The organism is Bradyrhizobium cedriense (assembly GCF_054602315.1).
This window is the reverse complement of sequence record NZ_JBTSWB010000001.1, coordinates 965,237-985,094: the sequence shown is the minus strand read 5'-3', so window position 1 is coordinate 985,094 and position 19,858 is coordinate 965,237. Positions and strand designations below refer to the sequence as shown.

Sequence of the window (19,858 nt, the reverse complement as noted above, 5' to 3'; positions counted from 1 at the left end):
AAGAGCTCTAGCTTTCGAGCACCTGCTCCGCTTCCGTGACTGCGCAGAGAACATGATAGAACGACGACGCAGGAATGGTGTCGATCAGCGATCTGCCGTCGCGATCGAACTGGTCATACCAGCCGCCCTTCACGGGATGGCTGAGATAATGCCGTTCGAGCCGCACCAGCGATGCGCGCGCCTCATCCGCCGCACCCGCCTCCCCGGACTCGGCTTGCGCGATCCACGCCTTCGCGATCTCGGTCTGCGGCCACAACCGGCGCGTGCTGCGGCGGATGTTGCCGGCGTCGTCCCCCTCGTCGAACAGGCAGCCGGTGGCCTCGTCGCGATAGCGCAGCGCGGTCGCCAGCAGTTCGGCGCGCCGCGGCCCGGTCGGACAGCCTGTGATGCGCTCGAAACCCTTCAGCAGCCACACCCATTCCGCCTGGTGGCCCGGCTCGACGCTGACAGGCTCGATCTTCGACCAGTCCTCCTCGAAATACTCTGTCAGGATGCGCTTCTGCTTGTCGTAGAGACTGGCCAGGAACAGTGCGAAGAACTCTCCGGCTCGGTTCTGGAACGACAGGTCGTGAGTCGCCTCGAAGCACGCGATCATCGCCTCGAACAGATGCATGTGCGGGTTCTGCCGGCGCGGCAGCGAGACCGGAAGGCCTTCGTGAACGCCGCCATGCGGCGAACGCAGATGGCCGTCGAGGAAGGCGAGCAGCGCATCAATCTCGGCGCGCACCTGCGCGTCCTGGTCGAGCGCGTAGACGCTCGCGAGTGCAAACAGGATGAAGGCGTGGTCATAGGCATCGCGCCGGGCATCCAGCACCGATCCTTCCGACGTCAGCCGGTGGACGTAGCCGGGCCGGCCATCGGGCGCCTTCGCACGGGCCAGCAGATGCTCCAGCCCCTTCAGCGCGATGGCGCGCCCCTCAGGGTACCAGCCCATCTGAGCGGCCTTGGCATAGCACCAGATCTGGCGCGCCTGCACGAACACGCGCCGGGGCGCGGCCGCATCCGCCGCGCCGTCAGGGTGCAGCCTGTCGATGAAGCCGCCCGCGGCGTGATCCCAGCCGACCGTCGACCACAGCGGCAGCGCCTCGTCGATCATGCGGCGCTTCAGGCGTGCGACGACACCCGGCGCCTCGTCCGCCGCAATGATTCCTTCGTCCGCCATCGCGTCCTCTTCAAGCCTCGCCCATCGCGGTCTGATAGCCATGCCGGCGGCGGCGCGCAACGGATGCCAACACGGAAAGAACAGCCATGACCGCCCATTACGACGCCCGCGAGACGCGTGAGCAGGCCGCGCGCGAGGCCGACCTGTTCTCCCGCCTTCCGGAGGTGCTGCGCGCCGCGACGGCCGCCCCGGCCTATGCCGAGCGGCTCAGAGGTTTCGATCCCGCCGCCGTGACCTCCAGGGCGGCTCTGGCAGGCCTGCCGGTGTTGCGCAAGTCGGAACTGCCCGCCCTGCACAAGGCCTCTGCGCCCTTCGGAGGCTTCGTGGCGGGCGCCCCCGGCTCGTTCGCCCGCCTCTTCACCTCCCCCGGCCCGATCTTCGAGCCGGAAGGGCGGCAGGCCGATCCCTGGCGCGGTGCAAGGGCGCTGTTCGCAGCCGGGTTCCGTCCCGACGACATCGTCCTCAACACCTTCAGTTACCACCTGACCCCCGGCGGCTTCATCTTCGACTCGTCCGCGCGCGCCCTGGGCTGCGCGGTGATCCCGGCGGGTCCGGGCAATGCCGAGCAGCAATTCGAGCTGATCGAAGCCTACCGGCCGGTCGGCTACAGCGGCACACCGGATTTCCTGAAAATCCTGCTCGACGCTGCAGCAAGCTCGGGGCGCGACATTTCCTCGATCAAGCGCGCGCTGGTTTCGGGCGCCGCGTTTCCGCCCTCGCTCCAGGCCGAGATCAAGGCGCGCGGCATCGATGCCTACCAGGCCTTCGGCACCGCCGATCTCGGCCTCATCGCTTTCGAGACCGAGGCGCACGAAGGCATGGTCGTGAACGAGGACTTGATCCTGGAGATCGTCAAGCCCGGCACCGGGGATCCGGTAGTGCCGGGCGATGTCGGCGAGATCGTGGTGACCTCGCTCGATCCGCACCATCCCTGGATCCGGCTCGCCCTCGGCGACCTCACCGCGGCTTTGCCGGGTACGAGCCCATGCGGGCGCACCAATATGCGCATCAAGGGCTGGATGGGACGCGCCGACCAGACCACCAAGGTGAAGGGCATGTTCGTCCGGCCCGAGCAGGTCGCCGAGATCGGCAAGCGCCACTCTGCGCTCGGAAGGCTACGCCTCGTCGTCACACGCCAAGGCGAGACCGACGCAATGACGTTGAGAGCGGAGACGGCGGCAGCGAACGAAACGCTACGCGAAGAGGTCGCAGACACTTTGCGCGCCGTAACGAAACTCGGCGGCACCGTCGAACTGGTCAGCCCCGGCGTGCTGCCGAACGACGGCAAGGTGATCGCGGACGAGCGGTAGCATCCCTGAGAGGCGTCTGAAGCCGCCCGTCCCCGCTCACCGCTCCGGAGAGGCATATCGCGAAAGGCGCGCCTTCAAATCCTTGCCGACGACGGTCTCGCCGCAAACGCTGAGATGATCGAAATCCCTGTACATCAAGCAATCGCCGCTCAGCAGATTCATCGCATCGGGATTGATGATATCGAAGAACGATACGTAGTCGAAGTTCCTGCGTCGCAGGTCAACGGTGCTACGCAAGTGCTTCTCGAGCGCCGAAAAGATACCCGCCGTCACGGGACTGACGGGATACCCCTCTCGCGCGACCTTCTTCATCCCTTCAAAGTCGGCGAAATTGAGTCTCGGTTCGACGAAGGGACCAAGCCAGATTGTCCTGGTCATCCCAGACATGGCTTGCAGATAGCCGATGGTCTGGGTGATCGCGTTATCGTTGAAATGGTACTTGCCGTCAAATTTCAGCACCTCGCCGGGCTCTTCCTGATCATTTTCGTCGAGCACGAGATGGGATCCGGAGAAATGCAGGATGACCGTCCCGACAACTTCCCGATGCGCATCCATGAATTCGCCGAATCCAATATAGGGACATTCACGTCTCGTGTTGTCCCAAGGGCGGCAGCCAGGGTTGACCAGCCCAACGACGAACTTGCCATAGTTGTTCCTGGACAGTGCGTTGTAGATGTTCATCGCGTGGGAGTCGCCGATAACGACTGTCCCGGGTCCAAACCTCTTCGAGCAATCGACGAGCCGGCCCCAGGCGGCAGGTTCGAGCTGCGTCATCCAGAAAACGCAATTGCCATCCGTGGCCATGTCGCGCGTGAGCTCGCCCCCGGTGTCACGCATGAGCAGTTGGTAGAGACGACGCGTATCGTCTCCGCTGAAGTAAAGACCTTGCTTTTCGAATCCGTTGGTGGCGATCGCAGCGATACTGGTGCCGGCGAGAGAGAATATGCCGAGCGAGCAAGCCGCAATCAGCGCCGGCTTTCTCAGCCATTTGCGATCTCTGGCCGGCTGCTCGACCAGGCGATAGGTCAAGACGGCAAGCACGAAAGAACCAGCCGTCAGCGCAAGCGCGACACCTATACTGGGGCGATCAAAGCCGCTCAATCTGGCGAACACCAACACCGGCTGATGCCACAGATAGGCGCTGTAGCTGACGAGCCCGATCGCGACCGGGATCCGACTTCCGAGCACCCTTCCGACCGTCGTCCGAGTGGTCGCGAACGCAATGACGAGCCAGGCTCCGGCCACGGGGGTCAGAGCGCGAAAACCCGGATATTTGAATCCGCCGCGCTCAAAAAGGCCGAACGCAATAAGCCCGATGCCGACGAGGACCAAAGTGTCGAGCGTTGCGTTTGACAGCCGGGCCCGCAACTTCGTGACGGGCCACAAGGCCAGAACAGCGCCCATTAGCAGTTCCCAGAGGCGGCTCGGAATCAAATAGAAGGTGGCTTCCTTGGTCTGGGGTCCCCATTGGGCGTAGCTGATGCTTGCAACGGCGATCGCGGCGAGCAGCACTCCGGCCCACTTCCGACCGAACTTCAGAGCGCCCATCAGGAGAATGGGGAAGATCAGGTAGAACTGCTCTTCGACGCCGAGGCTCCACGTATGCAACAGCGGCTTCAGTTCGGCTATCCGGTCGAAGTAGCCGCTCTGCGACCAGAAAAATACATTCGACACGAACGCGCACACCGCGATCACGCTCTTCGAGAACTCGAGCACCTCGCGCGGAAGCATGAGAATGACAACGAGAGGGGTGCACACCAGCACAACCACGATGAGTGCCGGCAATATTCTCCGCGCCCGTCTTTCGTAAAATGCCGCGAATGTAAACCTGCCCTGCTCCATCTCGGTGCTGATGATGGAGGTGATCAGATAGCCGCTGATGACGAAGAATATGTCGACACCGAGATAGCCGCCCGGCAGCGCCTTGATGCCCGCATGGAAGAGCATGACCGAGAGAACGGCGATCGCTCTAAGTCCATCTATTTCGGGGCGATATTCCACTTAAGGTCAATTCGATTTCGACAGCCGGTAATTGCCGAGATAGAGCACGTCCAGACCGGAGCAGAAATACGTGTGCAACGCCTCCAACGGAGCGTTCACCGTCGGCTGCTCGTTGATGTTTAGGCTGGTGTTGATCAGAACCGGCAGAGAGGTCGCCTTCGCGAATTCGCCGATCAGGCGGCTGTAGAGCGGATTGGTGTTCGCATGGACGCTCTGGATGCGCGCGGTGTTGTCGACATGGACCACCGCAGGCATGGTCTCGGCGACCTTCTCGTTGACCGGGAACGTCACCACCATGAACGGCGCGTCGAACGTGTCCTCGAAGTAGTCGGCCTGGCGTTCATACAGCACCGAAGGGCAGAACGGACGGAACTCCTCGCGGTATTTGATGGTGAGATTGATGCGGTCCTTCATGCCCGCTTGGCGCGGGTCGGCCAGGATCGAGCGGTTGCCGAGCGCCCGCGGACCATACTCCATCCGTCCCTGGAACCAGCCCACCGTCTTCTGCTCCGTCAGGTCTGCGACGCAGCGCGACACGGGATCGTCGAGCCGCTCGAACCGCGCGCCGATCTTGTCCAGAGTCTCCCGGATCGTGTCGTTGGAATATTCCGGTCCCCAGTAAGCATGGGTCAGCGGCGCAATTGCGTGGCCCGCCTCGGCGCATTTCATCATCGCGGCACCGAGCGCCACGCCCGCATCGTGCGGCACCGGAGGCACGTAAAGACGCTTCACGGACGGCTCGGCCGCAATCTCCATGTTCATCTTGCAATTCAGGCCGACACCACCGGCGATGCAGACGTCCGCGCAGCCGGTCTCGGCGATCGCGGACCGGATTACCTCGGTGGTGACGATCTCGAGCTGTTTCTGGCCGCTCGCGGCGATGTTGGTGAGCCGCTGGTCGAGCGGCTCGCCGCGCAGCCGCCGAGGACCCAGAATCTCCTCCATCTTCTCGGTGAAGATGCGCTCCTGCCGCGTCGAGAAATCGCTGGTGAAGATGCCCGCGTCGCGCCTGCGCTTGTCGAGATCGGGATCCAGCTCGTAGCTGATGCCGCATGGGCGCAGGAGCTTGGCGAACTTGTCGAGATAGTCCGGGCTGCCATAGGACGACAGGCCCATGACCTTGTACTCGTCATTGGTCATCTGATAGCCGAGATACTGCGTCAACATCCCGTAATAGAGACCAAGACTGTTGTGGCGACCAAATCGGGTCAGCACGCGGAAATCATTGCCGCGCGCATGCGCCACGAGGCCGGAGCTGGAATCGCCCGAGAAATCGAAGCAGGCGACGGTCGCCTCCGAAAAACCGGAGCCGTAGAACGAGCTCGCGGCATGACAGAGATGATGGTCGTAGAGTTCGATCTTCGGGCTGTGGCCGAACTGGTATTTGAAATAATCGGTGAGGCGTTGCGCGTAGTTCGTATAGGTCTTCAGCGGCGAGCAGATCCAGTCGACCTCACGCATGGTGATGCCGGCCTGCTTCAGGCAGAATCCGATCGCGCCGCGCGGCAGCTCGCCGCGCGCGTGTTTCGCCAGCGTGAAGCGCTCCTCCTCCGCGGCTGCGATCAACTCGCCGTCCCGCAACAGCACCGCCGCACCGTCATGGTGCCCGTGCTTGATCCCCGAGCTGATTCCGATCACATACATGTCGTGTAGACCCCTTGCGGAGCCTTCTATAGAAACCACCGCCAATGTAAATCGGCTACGGCCCGGCCGGAGTGCTTGACGGCAGTCATACTGGCGCGATGCCCCGGGGCGCAGGAACCTTGCATCGACCCTGCGGCTCCCGTATTACCAACCTGCTGCGATATGGCCTGGAATTGGCCCTTCCTGGACCCCAAAACGTGCTTGAACGAACCCTCGTCACCATCGCCGAGACCGAGACCATTGAGGAAGCCTTCCGGCGCCTGAATGCCAACATGCTCGGCATCCTGTTCGCGCAGGACGCGAGCGGACGAATCGTCGGTGCCGTGACGGACGGCGACATCCGCAGGCGCATGCTGACCGGCATCACGATCCACGACCGGGTTGCGACTTGCGTCAATCGCAACTTCGTCTGGGCGCCGACCGGCGGGCCGCGCGAGCAGATCCTCAAGCTGCTCGACCAGCGCGTGCACGTCGTGCCGATCCTCGATGGCGACGGGCGGCTGGTCGACGTCTTCAGCCGCGAGCTGTTCAACCTGTCGGAAGAGAGCGAGGTGTTCGCCCGCGCGCGCTCGCCGGTGCGGATCAGCTTCTCCGGCGGCGGCACCGACCTGACGCACTACTTCGTGGCCAATGACGGAGGCGCGGTGATCAGCGCCACGATCAAGATGTACGCTCACGCGACGCTGCGGCGCCGGAGCGATCCGAGCATCCGCATCTACTCGCACGACTTCCGCTGCACGGTCGAGGCCGACAATCTCGCAGAACTCGAAACGGGCGGAGATCTCGCGCTGATCAAGTCGGTCGTGCGCCTGATCAAGCCGACTTACGGATTCGAGCTCGAGGTGTCCGCCGATTTCCCGGTCGGCTCCGGTCTCGGCGGCTCGGCGGTGGTCTCGTCCGCGATCATCGGCTGCTTCAACGAATTCCGCGGGGATCAGTGGGACCGCCACGAGATCGCGGAGATGGCGTTCCAGGCCGAGCGGCTGATGCTCAACATTCCCGGCGGCTGGCAGGATCAGTACGCCACCGTGTTCGGCGGCTTCAACCACATGGAGTTCTTCTCCGACCAGAACACGATCGTGCCGCTTCGCCTCGATCCCAACATCATCGCCGAGCTCGAGGAAAGCCTGGTGCTCTGCTACACCGGCTCCGGCCGCGATTCCGGCGCCATTCACCGCGACCAGAAGGCCCAGCACGAGACCAGCGACGCCGTCGCCGCGGCCGCCAAGCAGAAGGAAGTGACGCGCGACATAAGGCGTCATCTGCTGCGCGGCCAGCTCCTGGAATGCGGCCGGCTGATCGACGAGGCCTGGCACGCCAAGCGGAAGCTGAGCTCGAAGATCTCGTCGGACGCGATCGACGCGATCTACGATTTCGCCAAGCAGCACGGCGCGGTCGGCGGCAAGCTGCTGGGCGCCGGCGGCGGCGGATACTTCCTGTTCTTCGTACGTCCGTTCGAGCGCTACCAGCTCATTGCGGCGCTGGAACAGGAGGGGCATAGCTGCTCGCGCATCATGTTCGAGGAGAACGGGCTGCGCACGTGGAAGTCGCGTTTTCCCGCGCGGCTGGCCTGACGCATATGAGACGAGAATGTTGATGACATCGCCCAAACAGCCCGCCTTGGTTCGCATCGGCAACCGTCTTCTGGGCGACGATGAGCCCTGCTACGTCATCGCCGAAATCGGCAACAACCATAATGGCGATTTCGAGCGCGCCATTGCGCTGGTCGATGCCGCGGTCGCCGCCGGCGCCGATTGCGCCAAATTCCAGATGCGCAAGCTCGACGAGGTCTATCGCGCCTCGAGCCTGTCGGGGAAGGATGACGACCTCGCGGTCGAGTATACGCTGGATCTCTTGCGCCGCTTCGAGCTGCCGACCGCGCAACAGAAGAAGATCGCCGAGTATTGCGCAACGAAGGGTATCCAGTACCTCTGCACGCCCTGGGACGCGAAGAGCGTCGCCGTACTCGAAGGCTTCGGCGTACAGGCCTACAAGGTCGCCTCGGCCGACCTCACCAACCTGCCGCTGCTCGCTCGCCTCACCGCGACTGGCAAGACGCTGATCGTCTCGACCGGCATGAGCACGACGGACGAGATCAAGGCCGCCGCGAAATTCCTCGACGACCGGAATGCCAGCTACGTGCTCCTGCACTGCCAGAGCACCTATCCGGCAGCGCTCCACAACATCCATCTGCGTTTCATGGAGACGCTGCGCGAGATCCACCCTGTCGTCGGTTATTCGGGTCACGAGCGCGGCATTGCCGTTTCGATTGCGGCTGTCGCGCTCGGCGCCGTCGTCATCGAACGCCACATCACGCTCGACCGCGAGATGGAAGGCCCGGACCATGCCGCGAGCCTGGAGCCGGAGGAGTTCAAGGCACTCGTCTCCGGCATCCGCGAGGTCGAGGCGGCGCGCGGCGAGAAGCTCGCGGAACGTGCACTGAGCCAGGGCGAGCTGATCAACCGCGAAAACCTCGCCAAGAGCCTGGTGGCCGCGCGCGACCTCTCGGCCGGCACGGTGATCTCCGAAGGCGACATCGCCGTGAAGAGCCCGGGACAGGGACTGTCGCCGCTGAAGATGCCGGCACTGCTCGGCCGCAAGCTGACGCGAACGATGGCTGCGGATGACTATTTCTTCCAGAGCGATCTCGACGAGGGCGTCGCAAAGGCACGGCGCTACCGCTTCGACCGCCCTTGGGGTGTGCCGGTGCGCTATCACGACACCGCACGCTTCCTGGACATCTGCGAGCCCGACATTATCGAATTCCATCTCAGCTACAGCGACATGGAACGCGATCCCGCAACCTATCTGTCCGGCACCTATGATCTCGGCTTCGTCGTGCATGCGCCGGAGCTGTTTGCCGGCTCCAAGCTCATGGATCTCGCCACTCCCGACGAGGCGCTGCGTCGCTACTCGCTGGAGCAGACGCAGGCGGTGATCGACATCACCCGCGGACTCAAGAAGTTCTTTCCCAAGACCGGGCGTCCACCCATCGTCGCCAATATCGGCGGCTTCACCATGGACGAGCCGCTGTCGCCGGAGGAGAAAGCCGAGCGTTACCGCATCTTTGCCCAGAGCTTGACCGAGCTCGACATGGACGGCGTCGAGCTGACGCCGCAGACCATGGCGCCGTTCCCCTGGCATTTCGGCGGCCAGCGTCATCAGAACATCTTCATCTTTCCGGAGGAATCGGCCGCGTTCTGCGCCAAGCATGATCTGCGCATGTGCGTCGACATCTCCCACACCAAGCTCGCCGCCAACCATTTCGGCTTCGACTTTGCGCAAGGCCTGGCCCAACTCGGGCCGCACACCGCGCATCTGCATTTCGGCGACGCCAAGGGGCTCGACGGCGAAGGTCTCCAGATCGGCGAAGGCGAGATCGATTTCGACGAGATCGGACAGGTGCTGCGCAAGCATGCGCCGACGGCGTCGTTCATTCCCGAAATATGGCAGGGCCACAAGAACATGGGTGAAGGCTTCTGGACCGCGCTCGAGCGTCTCGAGGGACACATCTGATGGCGCGCAAGACGCTGGCCGTGATCGCTGCGCGCGGCGGCTCCAAGGGCATCCCGCACAAGAACCTGCTTGATCTCTGCGGCAAGCCGCTGATCGCCTGGACGGTCGAGCAGGCACGCGCCGCGCGTGGCGTCGACGTTGTGGCGGTCTCGTCGGACAGCGACAATATCCTCGCCGCCGCCGAGGCCGCAGGAGCGGTCGGCGTGCGGCGTCCGGATGACATTTCGGGTGACCTCGCCTCCTCCGAATCCGCCTGGCTGCATGCCCTTGACGCGACCGAGGCGCGAATGGGACGGTTTGAGCGCATCGTCGCACTTCAGGCCACATCGCCGATCCGCGAGCCCGGCGACATAGAGAGCGCGCTTGCGACCTTCGATCGCGACCAACTCGACAGCCTGCTCTCGGTCTGTGAGGTCGAGGACTACTTCAACTGGCGGATCGGTGCGAGCGGACCGGAGCCGATCAACTACGACTATCGCAACCGCCGGATGCGACAGCAGATCGAGAAGCGCTATCTCGAGAACGGCTCGTTCTACGTCCTGATCCCATCCCTCCTGCGCGAGCACAACAATCGTCTCGGCGGCAAGATCGGCTTTCACGTGATGGAGCGTCACAAGATGTTCCAGATCGACCGCCCTGAAGACGTCAAGCTGTGCGCCGCCATCATGCGCAGTTACGGCTATGCCTGATCTCAGCGCGTTCTCTCTCGCAGGCAAGATCGCGGTCGTCACCGGCGCCTCGCGCGGGATTGGCGCGGCGATTGCGAGCGGCCTGCAGGATGCGGGTGCCATGGTGTTCGGCCTCAGCCGGTCCGGAACCGCGCCGCAGGGCGTCACCGCCATTGGCTGCGACCTTTCCGATGACGGAGCAATCGAACACGCGTTCCGCACCATTGCGGCAAAGGGCGAGCGCATCGACGCACTCGTGAATGCCGCCGGCATCAGTCTTCCGGTGCAGAGCACCGAAAGCGAGCTCGCGCGCTTCCGCGCCACGGTCGCAACCGACCTCACCGGCGTCTACGCCACCATCCTTGCCGCCTATCCGCTTCTGAAGAACGCGGGCTCTGCGGCGATCGTCAACGTCACCAGCATCAACTCTGTCCGCGGCTTTCCCGGCAATCCCGGCTACGTGGCGGCGAAGGCGGGTCTTGCCGGGCTGACGCGCGCACTCGCCGCCGACTATGCCGCCGACGGCATCCGCGTCAACGCGCTCGCGCCGGGCTACGTCGCGACCGAGATGACCGCGAAGAGCTTTGCCGACCCCGTCATGCACGAGGCGAGGCGCCGCCACACCATGCTCGGCCGCTGGGGGCAGCCGGCCGACATGGTCGGCGCCGCCGTTTTTCTGGCGTCGGAAGCCTCCGCCTATGTGACCGGCCAGGAGATCTTCGTCGACGGCGGCTGGACCAGCAAGGGTCTCGCCATCAGCTCGGACAGCACATCGTGACCGCAACACTGCAACGCATCGGTTTCATGCAGGGACGCCTGTCGGCACTGGTCGACGGCAAGATCCAGGCATTCCCGTGGAATGAATGGCGCGAGGAATTTCCTCGCGCCAAGGCGCTCGGCCTGACGCAGATGGAGTGGACCATCGATCAGGAGCGGCTTCGCGAAAATCCGTTGATGACCGAGCCGGGACAGCAGGAGATTCTGGCACTGTCGCGGGAGAACACCGTGCGGATCCCGAGCTTGACCGGCGACTGTTTCATGCAGGCGCCGTTCTGGAAGGTCGACGCCGTCGTGCGCGACGCGCTCGTCGCCGACCTCGACCTCCTGATCGCCGCCTGTAGCCGCGTCGGCATCGAGTTCGTCGTGGTCCCACTGGTCGACAACGGCAAGATCGAGCGCCAGAGGGAGAGCGACACGTTGAAGCGCGTGCTGCTCGCGCGATCGGAGACACTTGCAAGGCGCAATGTCAGGATCGTCTTCGAGTCCGATCTGCCCCCGCGCGAGCTCGCGCACTTCATGACGTCGTTTCCGGCAGAGGTCTTCGGAATCAACTACGACAGCGGCAACAGCGCTTCGCTCGGCTACGACAGCGCCGAGGAGATCGACGCTTACGCGCCGCGCATTCTCAACGTGCACGTGAAGGACCGTGTCAGGGGCGGCACCACCGTTCCGCTCGGCACCGGCGATGCCGATCTGGCGAACACGATCCGGCTGATCGAGCGATCCGGCTACAAGGGCCAGTACATCCTGCAAACCGCACGAGCCAGCGATGGCGATCACGCAGGCGCGCTCGCGAAATATCGCGACATGACGGTTCGCTGGATCGAGGACGCGGCGCGATGAAGCTCGAGCTGAACGATCGCGTCGCTCTCGTCACCGGCGCCAGCCGTGGGATCGGCCTTGCGATCGCGACGACGCTCGCCGGGGAAGGCGCCAAGGTCGCGCTCGCCGCGCGAGGCACAGACGCGCTGGATGCCGCACGGGCTGCAGTCGGCGGCAGCACATCGGTACACGTGGCCGATGTCACCGATCCGGCTGTTGTCGCGACGCTGATGCACGAGGTCGAACGGCAGTGGGGGCGCCTCGACATCCTGGTCTGCAACGTCGGTAGCGGCACCTCCGTACCCCCCGGGAAGGAAACTGCGGCGGAGTGGTCGCGGGTGATGGACCTCAATCTCTTCGCCACAACCAACATGATCGAGGCGGGCCGGCCGCTGATGGCACGCGGCGGCGGCGATCGGGCCATCGTCTGCATCTCTTCGATCGCGGGCATGGCAGCGCTTGGCGCGCCCGTCACCTACTCCGCAGCGAAAGCCGCGCTGAATGCGACCGTGCGCGGCCTGGCCCGGCCGCTGGCGCTCGAAGGCATCCGCATCAATGCGGTAGCGCCGGGCAACATCCTGGCCGTGGACGGCACCTGGGCGCGCAAGCTCGCCGAGGACAGTGCTGCGGTCGAGGAGATGCTCGTCCGTGATGTGGCGCTGCGCCGGCTGGGTAAGCCGGAAGAGATCGCCGACCTCGTGGCTTTTCTCGCCTCGCCCCGAGCTTCGTTCATCACCGGCAGCGTGATGGTCGCCGACGGCGGTCAGTTGCGCAGTTGAACAGGAGCCTTCCGATGGCAAGCCCGTCCTCACGCTATGACCTGACCGGCCGCACCGCCCTCGTGACCGGCGCAGGCGGCCTGCTCGGGCGGCAGCATGTCGCCGCGCTGGCAGAGGCCGGCGCGCGCGTCGTCGTCACTGACGTCGGACTTAAGCAGGCCGAAGCAGCGGTTGCCGCGCTCAAGCAGAACGCGCCGTCCGCCGACCTGATCGCGCTTGCGATCGACGTCACCACACTCGACTCGGTGCGGGCTGCAAACGAGCAGCTTTCCGGCCGCGGCGTATCCGTCGACATCCTCGTCAACAACGCGGCGATCGACCCCAAGGTGACCTCCGCGCCCGGCGTGATGCATTCTTCCCGCTTCGAGGCGTTTCCGGTGCCGCAATGGCAGACCGAGATCGCCGTGGGCCTGACCGGTGCGATGCTGTGCGCCCAGGTGTTCGGCGGCGCGATGGCAACGCGCGGCCGCGGCGTGATCCTCAACATCGCCTCCGATCTCGGCGTGATCGCGCCGGACCAGCGGCTCTACCGCCAGCCGCAGGTGACGCGCGAGGAGGAACAGCCGGTGAAACCGGTAACCTACTCCGTGATCAAGCACGGTTTGATCGGGCTGACGAAGTATCTGGCGACCTACTGGGCCGATCACGGCGTCCGCGTCAATGCGATCTCTCCCGGCGGCGTCTTCAACAACCAGGATCCCGCCTTCGTTGAGCGACTGACGCGCCTGATCCCGATGGGCCGCATGGCCGATGTCGACGAGTACCGCGCCGCCGTGCAATTCCTGTGCTCGGATGCCTCGAGCTACATGACGGGCCAGAACCTCGTCATGGACGGCGGACGAAGCGTGTGGTAGCGGCACCAAGTGCATTATCGTCCCGAAATCGATGGCCTTAGAGCGATCGCCGTTCTTTCGGTTATTCTCTTCCACGCCGGACTGAATGCGATCCCGGGAGGCTACCTCGGCGTCGACATATTCTTCGTCATCAGCGGCTATCTGATCACATCCATCATCAGCACGGAGATGGAGGACGGCAGATTCACGTTCGCAGCCTTCTACGAAAGGCGGGTCCGGAGAATATTGCCCGCACTCATCGTGGTTCTACTCGCCTGCGTTCCTTTCGTTCTCATCTTCATGCTTCCACGCGAGGTGACCGAATTCTCGAAAAGCGTGATCGCGGTGTGCGCATTCGCGTCGAACGTCTTTTTCTGGGCGCAGAGTGGTTACTTCGACAGGGCCGCCGAACTGAAGCCGCTGTTGCATACGTGGAGCCTCGGCGTCGAAGAGCAGTTTTACCTGGCGTTCCCCATTGTACTGATGGGCGCCTTGCGATTTGGCCGCAGGCGAGCAGGCATGCTGTTCGCCGCGATTGCGCTCGCGAGCATTGCCTATGCCCAATGGGGCCCTCAGACCAAGGAAGCTACGTTCTATCTGATTCCGAGCCGGCTCTGGGAGTTGCTCATTGGCGCCGTTCTGGCGTTATGGCCAGTGACGAAACTAAGGGCTGAGCTGCCAAATACCGCGCTCGACATTTTCGTTGTCGTCGGCATCGCGCTTATCGGTTACAGCCTTCTTGACCATGGGGAAGTTCGATACCCCGGGTTCCGCGCGCTGCCACCAGTCCTTGGGGCTTCCCTAATCATCGCATTTGCAAGCGCCGAGACGAGAACCGGCAAGCTCCTGGGAAGTCGAATTCCGGTATCGATCGGCCTCATTAGCTACAGCGCCTATTTGTGGCATCAGCCGGTGTTTGTTTTCGCTCGATTGAGCGGCTTCGACCGGCCTAGCGTCGAGCTGTCTTTGGCGCTGACCGCGATCTCTCTCGTGCTTGCCGTCGCGACCTACCGCTTTATCGAGCAGCCGGCCAGAGATCGGAAGTGGTTGAGAGGGCCGACACTGGTTGCACTTTGCTCGCTCGGAATGTCCTGCCTTGCCGGCATCGGCATCGCCGCGATCGCCACGAACGGATTCGAAGAACAACGACCATACTTCAGCAGCGACGAAACTCGCCGTCTATCCGAATTGCTGGAGCGCAACACTGGGGGCGATTTCATCAGGGACATGGGTTCAGACGGCGATTGCGTATTTTGGACAACGCAATTGGAACCTGCCGCATGGAACCGGATCATCGATTGTTCGAAAAGATTCGGACCTGCAACCATTGTTCTCGGCGATTCACATGCGATGAATATCTACAATGCGCTGTTCAGGAACAACTATGCCAAGTTCGTCGTAGGCTTGGTCGGCCCTGGATGTCGGCCCTGGGCCAGGATTCCCGAATGTCCCTATCTTGAATTCGACAAGTTCATGGACTCTCACCGAGACGTTGTCGGGACGGCGATTCTGCATTTCTCCGGATCGCACCTCGTGGTCGACGAGCATGATCGGCAGGAGCCTGCGGACGTCTTGAGGTTTGGAGGCAAATACCACTTCAACGATCGTCCGATCGCCATGACGATCGATTATCTCCAAGCCATGTCCAAAATGACCAATACAATCTGGCTGGGTCCTTTTGTTGAGCCACGAATGGATTTCCGCGATCTCGAGAACATGAAACGAGTTGCCCGGCGAGGGTTCCACCTCAATGCTGTGACGGTGGACATCTTCTCCGCACTCGAGAAGCATCTTCATAGTAAAATTGACCGGCGAAGCCAGGACTTCCGTTACATATCATTCTCAACTGTCGTAGATCAGGCCGCGATGGGCCTTCTGGAGGGCGATTGCCTAATGTACAGAGATCTCGACCATCTCAGTGTCTGCGGGGAACGCATCATTGGAAGATACCTGAAGGCGCTCCTTATGAGGGACACGCCCTCTGGGAAGTAAACGCAAGCTCCGGCAGTCATTCTTCGTGTGCAGTCCAGCTGGCTGCGTGGTCGAGAGAATAATACGTATCGAGCGGCGCGTGATCGCCCCATCTCAGTTGCTTCCGGCCTGAACGTCACCCTTGCGCTCCAACAGATTCCCGAGTGCTTCGCTGGCTACGAAAGCAAGTCCACCCAGTGCAGGTATGACGAGGCGTGTCTCGGAAAAGTCCGCTATGAGCAAGACAAGCCCGACATGAATCAGCGCAGTTGGAACGACGACTGCAGTCGTCCGGGTGAGCGGAGCTAGTCTCACGATTGCGATCGCGAGCACCGGACTTGCAATAGCGACTACAAGCTTCATGCCTTTAAGATTGCCGACCAGCTTGCTGAAGTCGCCATCGGTGACCAAGAAGGATGAGAAATCCGCGTCGGGACGCATCCAGATCAACATCTGCGGCACCAGCAGCGAAAAGATGATCAGCAAGGCGAGCACACAGGCTTCGATCAGTGTTGGCCATCGCCTCTCGAACGCCGCAATGCCGATGAGCGCAAAGGTCGAAGCAAACACGATGTCGGCTCGCCCGAAGCTGATGATTAGCCCTGAAATGATCGCCGCTGGATATCGTCGCGAAGCCAACAGAAACAGCTGCCAGAACAATCCGCCGGCGATAAAGAGAGCGCCCACTCGACCCGGATATATTGCCATCTGTGCATAGAACGCAAAGGTAATAAGACACAGCCACGCCGAAATCGGTGAAAGAAGCAACGTCGCCAACGCAAACACCGCGAGGAACGACAGGGAATCGAACATGTAGTTGATGACGATGTGAGTATAGAAGCCCGACCCACCTTCGGTGTGGTCGTCGCCGAGGATCTCAACGTAAGTCTCCGTGATCCTCGCGATCAGCGGTCGGATAAGGCCTTCGACAGCATTGGATCTGCCGAACTGAATCTCGCGATCGAGGCTGTATTGCGTTTGGTCTCGCAGCAAATTGGCTTCATGTGCCGTGACGGACAAGGCGAGACAGCAGCTAACGAGCAATCCCAGCACGACTGGATCGAGAAAAACTCTTCTGCCTCTATATAGTAGCACCAGCGGTGCAATCGCCGCAAAGACAATGAAGGCAATCTGGCCATACTGCAGCACGCCCGGGACAAACCTGTCGGAAATGTCCGCCCACCACCAGGCGACGACCAGAACGTTCGAGACGATCCAGAACCCCAGCACCAATCCGAGAGGTGGGGTCTTCGTGCCCTCGTTGGAGCTCCACATCGTCCAAGTGCGCCATTCCATGACGGCATCACCCTTGCCCGAAAATTGGCCACCCAGCTAATGCTGCAAAATACCAGCGAGATTCATGTGCGCAGGTCGCGAGTGCTCGATACCCAGCAACGTCCGCCGATTATCGTTCGTACGCTGCAAATGCAGGCTCGCGAGCGTCACGCCGGCGCAGGTTGTGACTGTGGATCCGCGGCCTCCAAACGGCTTTAGAAAGTCGAAGACGCGACCGCCGAACATGTCGACGACCGACATCTCACGCGCCCCGAGCGGCGGGATCTCGCCGAAGTCGGCCTCGATCTGCTCGCCGTCTCCGCGGATCAGCTTCGACGTCGGCCGCGCCGAATGAGCATATTCAGGATCGGAGGAGTGATTGATCAGCATCACGCTGCTGACGATGTCGCTGGTCGCGATGATCTTCGGATTGATGCCGGTGAATCCGACATGCGCTTTGAGTCGGCCCTCGTTCAAGGGCCGGGCAAACGCACCGGTGCGGTAGATCGCGACGTTATCCTGATCGATATAGGTCATCGAATAGCTGGCAGGCGAGGACCGGAAGCCGTCCATACGTCCGCGCGACATCACGGCGATGACCAGATAATCGTCCTGCGGCAGCTTGAGCGAGGCAAAAAGACGCGACAGCTCGACCTCGACGGAAGCGCCCGGCGCGTAGTCCTCCGGAAAATCGTAGGTCGCGCGGTAGTCGCCGTCGCGCGAGAGAATGTGCAGCTTGAACCTCAGCTTCTTGCTGAAGCCCGAAGCAACCAGGCTGGCGAGCTCGGGAACGAGATCCTTGACGGTTTCGCGAAAATTCTTTCGAAGGCTGCCGGCGACAAGGCTGCGGAGATACCTGATGTCGACCGGACGATACCAAGCAGGGATCGAAAAACCCATACGCGACTCGATGCCCGCAAATGTCGGGAACATGAATCTGGGCTCATACGGCTTCCAGGGACTGGAGGGAAAACGGGTCACGGATGCGCCCTAAAAGTGATGCAAGCTGAACTTGCCGTTGGCGAACTCATAGTAGCTGAACGGGCTGGCGATGTTGGTGCCCTTGAACTCCAGGGCAAAACCTTCGGCTGCGCCAATCAACCTTTCGGCCTCGGGGAAAAGGTCCAGCGTGCCGATGCGCGCGGCACCCATCGGAGCGATCTCCGGCAACGCACTCTGACCCAATTCCATGCCGTTCAGGGCCATGAGCCGGGCCGTGCCAACCGAGACGCCTTCGGAGGCCATGCAGGAGTTCACGAGTACCACGCCCGACTCCTTCAGGAGTCGCGTGAGATAGGATTGCATCCAGGCAGAAGTGGGGAACGGCGCTGCCGCGACTGGCTCGCGCTCGTGCGACAAGGTCACCGCGCCGCGTTGCGAGAAATATTGTGCGTAATAGCCAGTGGTCACCTTCCGGCCCGGACGAAGCTTGGTCTCATGCTTCGGGATCAGCGTCATGGCCACGGTTCCGGAAACCCGCGGACACAGCTCCGAAGTCTGTAATTGCAGCTGTCCGTTGATGCCGAGTTCCCTATGGAAGTACCCGGCTGGCGTACCCGCTCCATCGAAGAACCAGACATGCGCATCCACGTCGGGATGATCCTTCATGAAGATCGAGAAGTAGTTGAATGCGCAGACTTCCGTCGTGACGGTCTCGTCGTTGCGCAGGTAGAGCACAGCGGGCGGATAGCCTCTTGCGACAGCCTCGCCAATCAGCAAATCACCGGGCATTCGAAAAGACTCGGCGGGAGACAAGGGATCGGCACAAACCGAGCCGGCCGGCGGCTTTTCACAAATCAGACGCGATGTTCTTGCCCGCATGCCAAAACGTCGACGCGATTCAGCGCCTGTTTACGCTGAGCCCACAAGGGAATCAACCGGGAACGACGCCGTACCCAGCGATTCGCAAAGCGTCAGGCCACCAGTCCGTGGTCAATGCTCGAGAGCAGCCCTCGGTCGCAGTACATCCAGACATGAGGACACTCTATGCTACCTCTACGAGTGCACGCGATCCTGCCTGCCCTGGAAACCTTGCATTGCCGCTGCGGCTCCCGTATGACCGAGCCGGCTGCGTGACCTGGTAAACGCCCGAAACATGCCGGAACATCGGCCTTCCTGGACCTGCATCGTGCTTCAACCATCGCTCGTCAGCATCACTTCGATCACGACCATTCCGGCGAGGAAATGCTGACGTGCGCTGGCAAACAAAGGCGCGAGCGTTCTCGGTGTTGTCGAGGATCCCAGGGGGCGAAGACCTGCACTACGCCCTGCAACGCTACGTCACACGACGACTGCCGCGCCCCGAAAAGCAGGTCAGATCCATCTACACCCTTGCGCGGCGGCTGCTAGGCGTCCACGAGAGGTTCAGCCTTCGACCGTTGCGAGAGTCGACTTGCTTCGAGTTCGGCACCGGACGAGATCTGATCGTTCCACTCGCCTTCAGCGCACATGGGGCCGAGCGCTTCATCACTGTCGACATCGAACGCCTGGCCAAGCTGGAGCTGATCCGCTCCAACGCAACCGTCATTTCTCGACTGAGCGGGACCGACCACCCCGATCTGAACTCCCTGGAGGACCTCGAGCGTTACTGGCGGATCGACTACCGCGCACCGGGAGATGCCCGGAGTACGGGGCTGCCGGCCGGTTCGATCGACTGCGCAGTCTCAGTCGAAACGCTCGAGCACATTCCCAAAGGCGACATCGCCGCCATCTTGAAGGAGCTGCGGCGCATCATGCGTCCTGACGGAGTGGTACTCATGCAAATCGACTACGGCGACCACTTCAAGGGCTTCGATCCGTCGATCAGCTCATTCAACTTCCTGACCTATTCCGACGATGATTGGGCGCCCTTCCAGTCGCGCTTTCAATACGTCAATCGTTTGCGCCACAGCGAGTATCTCCAGCTGCTCCGAGAGGCCGGGTTTGAGCTGCTCAGCGACCAACCAGACCGCCGGCCGCCGGAGCAGCAGATCCTGGAACGATTGGCACCGCGCTTCAGAAGCTTCTCCCCCGAGGATCTGTTCACGCTGGGATCCCTGATTGTCGGCCGCCCCGCCGATCCATCGAAAGGAAATTGAAGATCGCCAATTCTCGGCCG

Annotated in this window: 16 protein-coding genes; 10 read left to right on the top strand and 6 right to left on the bottom strand. The window is 62.3% G+C overall.

The window, feature by feature from the left end; translation table 11 throughout:
• Positions 1–7: 7 nt before the first annotated feature.
• Positions 8–1,162: an AGE family epimerase/isomerase gene (locus ACYCVF_RS04645; protein WP_459597361.1), complete on the bottom strand. Its 1,155-nt coding sequence runs from the start codon at positions 1,160–1,162 to the stop codon at positions 8–10.
• 86 nt (positions 1,163–1,248) lie between these two features.
• Here ACYCVF_RS04645 and ACYCVF_RS04640 point away from each other — a divergent pair, with 86 nt between their 5' ends.
• Positions 1,249–2,472, top strand: a complete 1,224-nt coding sequence (locus ACYCVF_RS04640) for a phenylacetate--CoA ligase family protein (protein WP_459597359.1) — start codon at positions 1,249–1,251, stop codon at positions 2,470–2,472.
• Between the two features lie 36 nt (positions 2,473–2,508).
• Here ACYCVF_RS04640 and ACYCVF_RS04635 read toward each other — a convergent pair whose 3' ends face one another.
• Together ACYCVF_RS04635 and ACYCVF_RS04630 are read right to left on the bottom strand one after the other, a co-directional pair.
• Entirely contained in the window at positions 2,509–4,473 is a 1,965-nt protein-coding gene (locus tag ACYCVF_RS04635; protein WP_459606471.1) for an acyltransferase family protein, read from the bottom strand.
• Between the two features lie 6 nt (positions 4,474–4,479).
• Positions 4,480–6,117 carry a carbamoyltransferase family protein gene (locus tag ACYCVF_RS04630; RefSeq protein ID WP_459597355.1) on the bottom strand — a complete coding sequence of 546 codons (1,638 nt, stop codon included), beginning with the start codon at positions 6,115–6,117 and terminating at the stop codon, positions 4,480–4,482.
• Positions 6,118–6,314: 197 nt separating this feature from the next.
• Here ACYCVF_RS04630 and ACYCVF_RS04625 point away from each other — a divergent pair, with 197 nt between their 5' ends.
• From ACYCVF_RS04625 to ACYCVF_RS04590, 8 genes are read left to right on the top strand one after another with little or no spacing between them, the layout of a single operon-like run.
• On the top strand, positions 6,315–7,691 hold the full coding sequence (locus ACYCVF_RS04625; protein WP_459597353.1) for a GHMP family kinase ATP-binding protein: 1,377 nt from the start codon (positions 6,315–6,317) through the stop codon (positions 7,689–7,691).
• A 22-nt stretch (positions 7,692–7,713) separates the two neighbouring features.
• The gene (locus ACYCVF_RS04620; protein WP_459597352.1) at positions 7,714–9,633 is read left to right on the top strand and encodes an N-acetylneuraminate synthase family protein; all 1,920 of its coding nucleotides are present in this window, start codon (positions 7,714–7,716) and stop codon (positions 9,631–9,633) included.
• Positions 9,633–10,322: an acylneuraminate cytidylyltransferase family protein gene (locus ACYCVF_RS04615; protein ID WP_459597351.1), complete on the top strand. Its 690-nt coding sequence runs from the start codon at positions 9,633–9,635 to the stop codon at positions 10,320–10,322. The genes ACYCVF_RS04620 and ACYCVF_RS04615 overlap by 1 nt, the downstream gene beginning before the upstream one ends.
• Positions 10,315–11,079: an SDR family oxidoreductase gene (locus tag ACYCVF_RS04610; protein ID WP_459597350.1), complete on the top strand. Its 765-nt coding sequence runs from the start codon at positions 10,315–10,317 to the stop codon at positions 11,077–11,079. Before ACYCVF_RS04615 ends, ACYCVF_RS04610 begins: the two co-directional genes overlap by 8 nt.
• The gene (locus ACYCVF_RS04605) at positions 11,076–11,924 is read left to right on the top strand and encodes a sugar phosphate isomerase/epimerase family protein (RefSeq protein ID WP_459597349.1); all 849 of its coding nucleotides are present in this window, start codon (positions 11,076–11,078) and stop codon (positions 11,922–11,924) included. The genes ACYCVF_RS04610 and ACYCVF_RS04605 overlap by 4 nt, the downstream gene beginning before the upstream one ends.
• The gene (locus ACYCVF_RS04600; protein ID WP_459597348.1) at positions 11,921–12,682 is read left to right on the top strand and encodes an SDR family NAD(P)-dependent oxidoreductase; all 762 of its coding nucleotides are present in this window, start codon (positions 11,921–11,923) and stop codon (positions 12,680–12,682) included. Before ACYCVF_RS04605 ends, ACYCVF_RS04600 begins: the two co-directional genes overlap by 4 nt.
• Positions 12,683–12,696: 14 nt before the next feature.
• On the top strand, positions 12,697–13,536 hold the full coding sequence (locus ACYCVF_RS04595; RefSeq protein ID WP_459597347.1) for an SDR family oxidoreductase: 840 nt from the start codon (positions 12,697–12,699) through the stop codon (positions 13,534–13,536).
• A 9-nt stretch (positions 13,537–13,545) separates the two neighbouring features.
• Positions 13,546–15,507: an acyltransferase family protein gene (locus ACYCVF_RS04590; RefSeq protein WP_459597346.1), complete on the top strand. Its 1,962-nt coding sequence runs from the start codon at positions 13,546–13,548 to the stop codon at positions 15,505–15,507.
• Positions 15,508–15,600: 93 nt separating this feature from the next.
• On the opposite strand, the gene ACYCVF_RS04585 is transcribed toward ACYCVF_RS04590, so the two are convergent.
• From ACYCVF_RS04585 to ACYCVF_RS04575, 3 genes are all read right to left on the bottom strand, one after another.
• Entirely contained in the window at positions 15,601–16,782 is a 1,182-nt protein-coding gene (locus ACYCVF_RS04585) for a hypothetical protein (protein ID WP_459597345.1), read from the bottom strand.
• 36 nt (positions 16,783–16,818) lie between these two features.
• Positions 16,819–17,661 (bottom strand): hypothetical protein, encoded by an 843-nt coding sequence (locus ACYCVF_RS04580; protein ID WP_459597344.1) that lies wholly within the window; start codon positions 17,659–17,661, stop codon positions 16,819–16,821.
• Positions 17,662–17,751: 90 nt separating this feature from the next.
• Positions 17,752–18,582 (bottom strand): hypothetical protein, encoded by an 831-nt coding sequence (locus ACYCVF_RS04575; RefSeq protein WP_459597343.1) that lies wholly within the window; start codon positions 18,580–18,582, stop codon positions 17,752–17,754.
• A 371-nt stretch (positions 18,583–18,953) separates the two neighbouring features.
• Between ACYCVF_RS04575 and ACYCVF_RS04570 the strand changes: the two genes are divergently transcribed.
• Entirely contained in the window at positions 18,954–19,838 is an 885-nt protein-coding gene (locus tag ACYCVF_RS04570; protein ID WP_459597342.1) for a class I SAM-dependent methyltransferase, read from the top strand.
• The last annotated feature ends 20 nt before the right edge of the window (positions 19,839–19,858 follow it).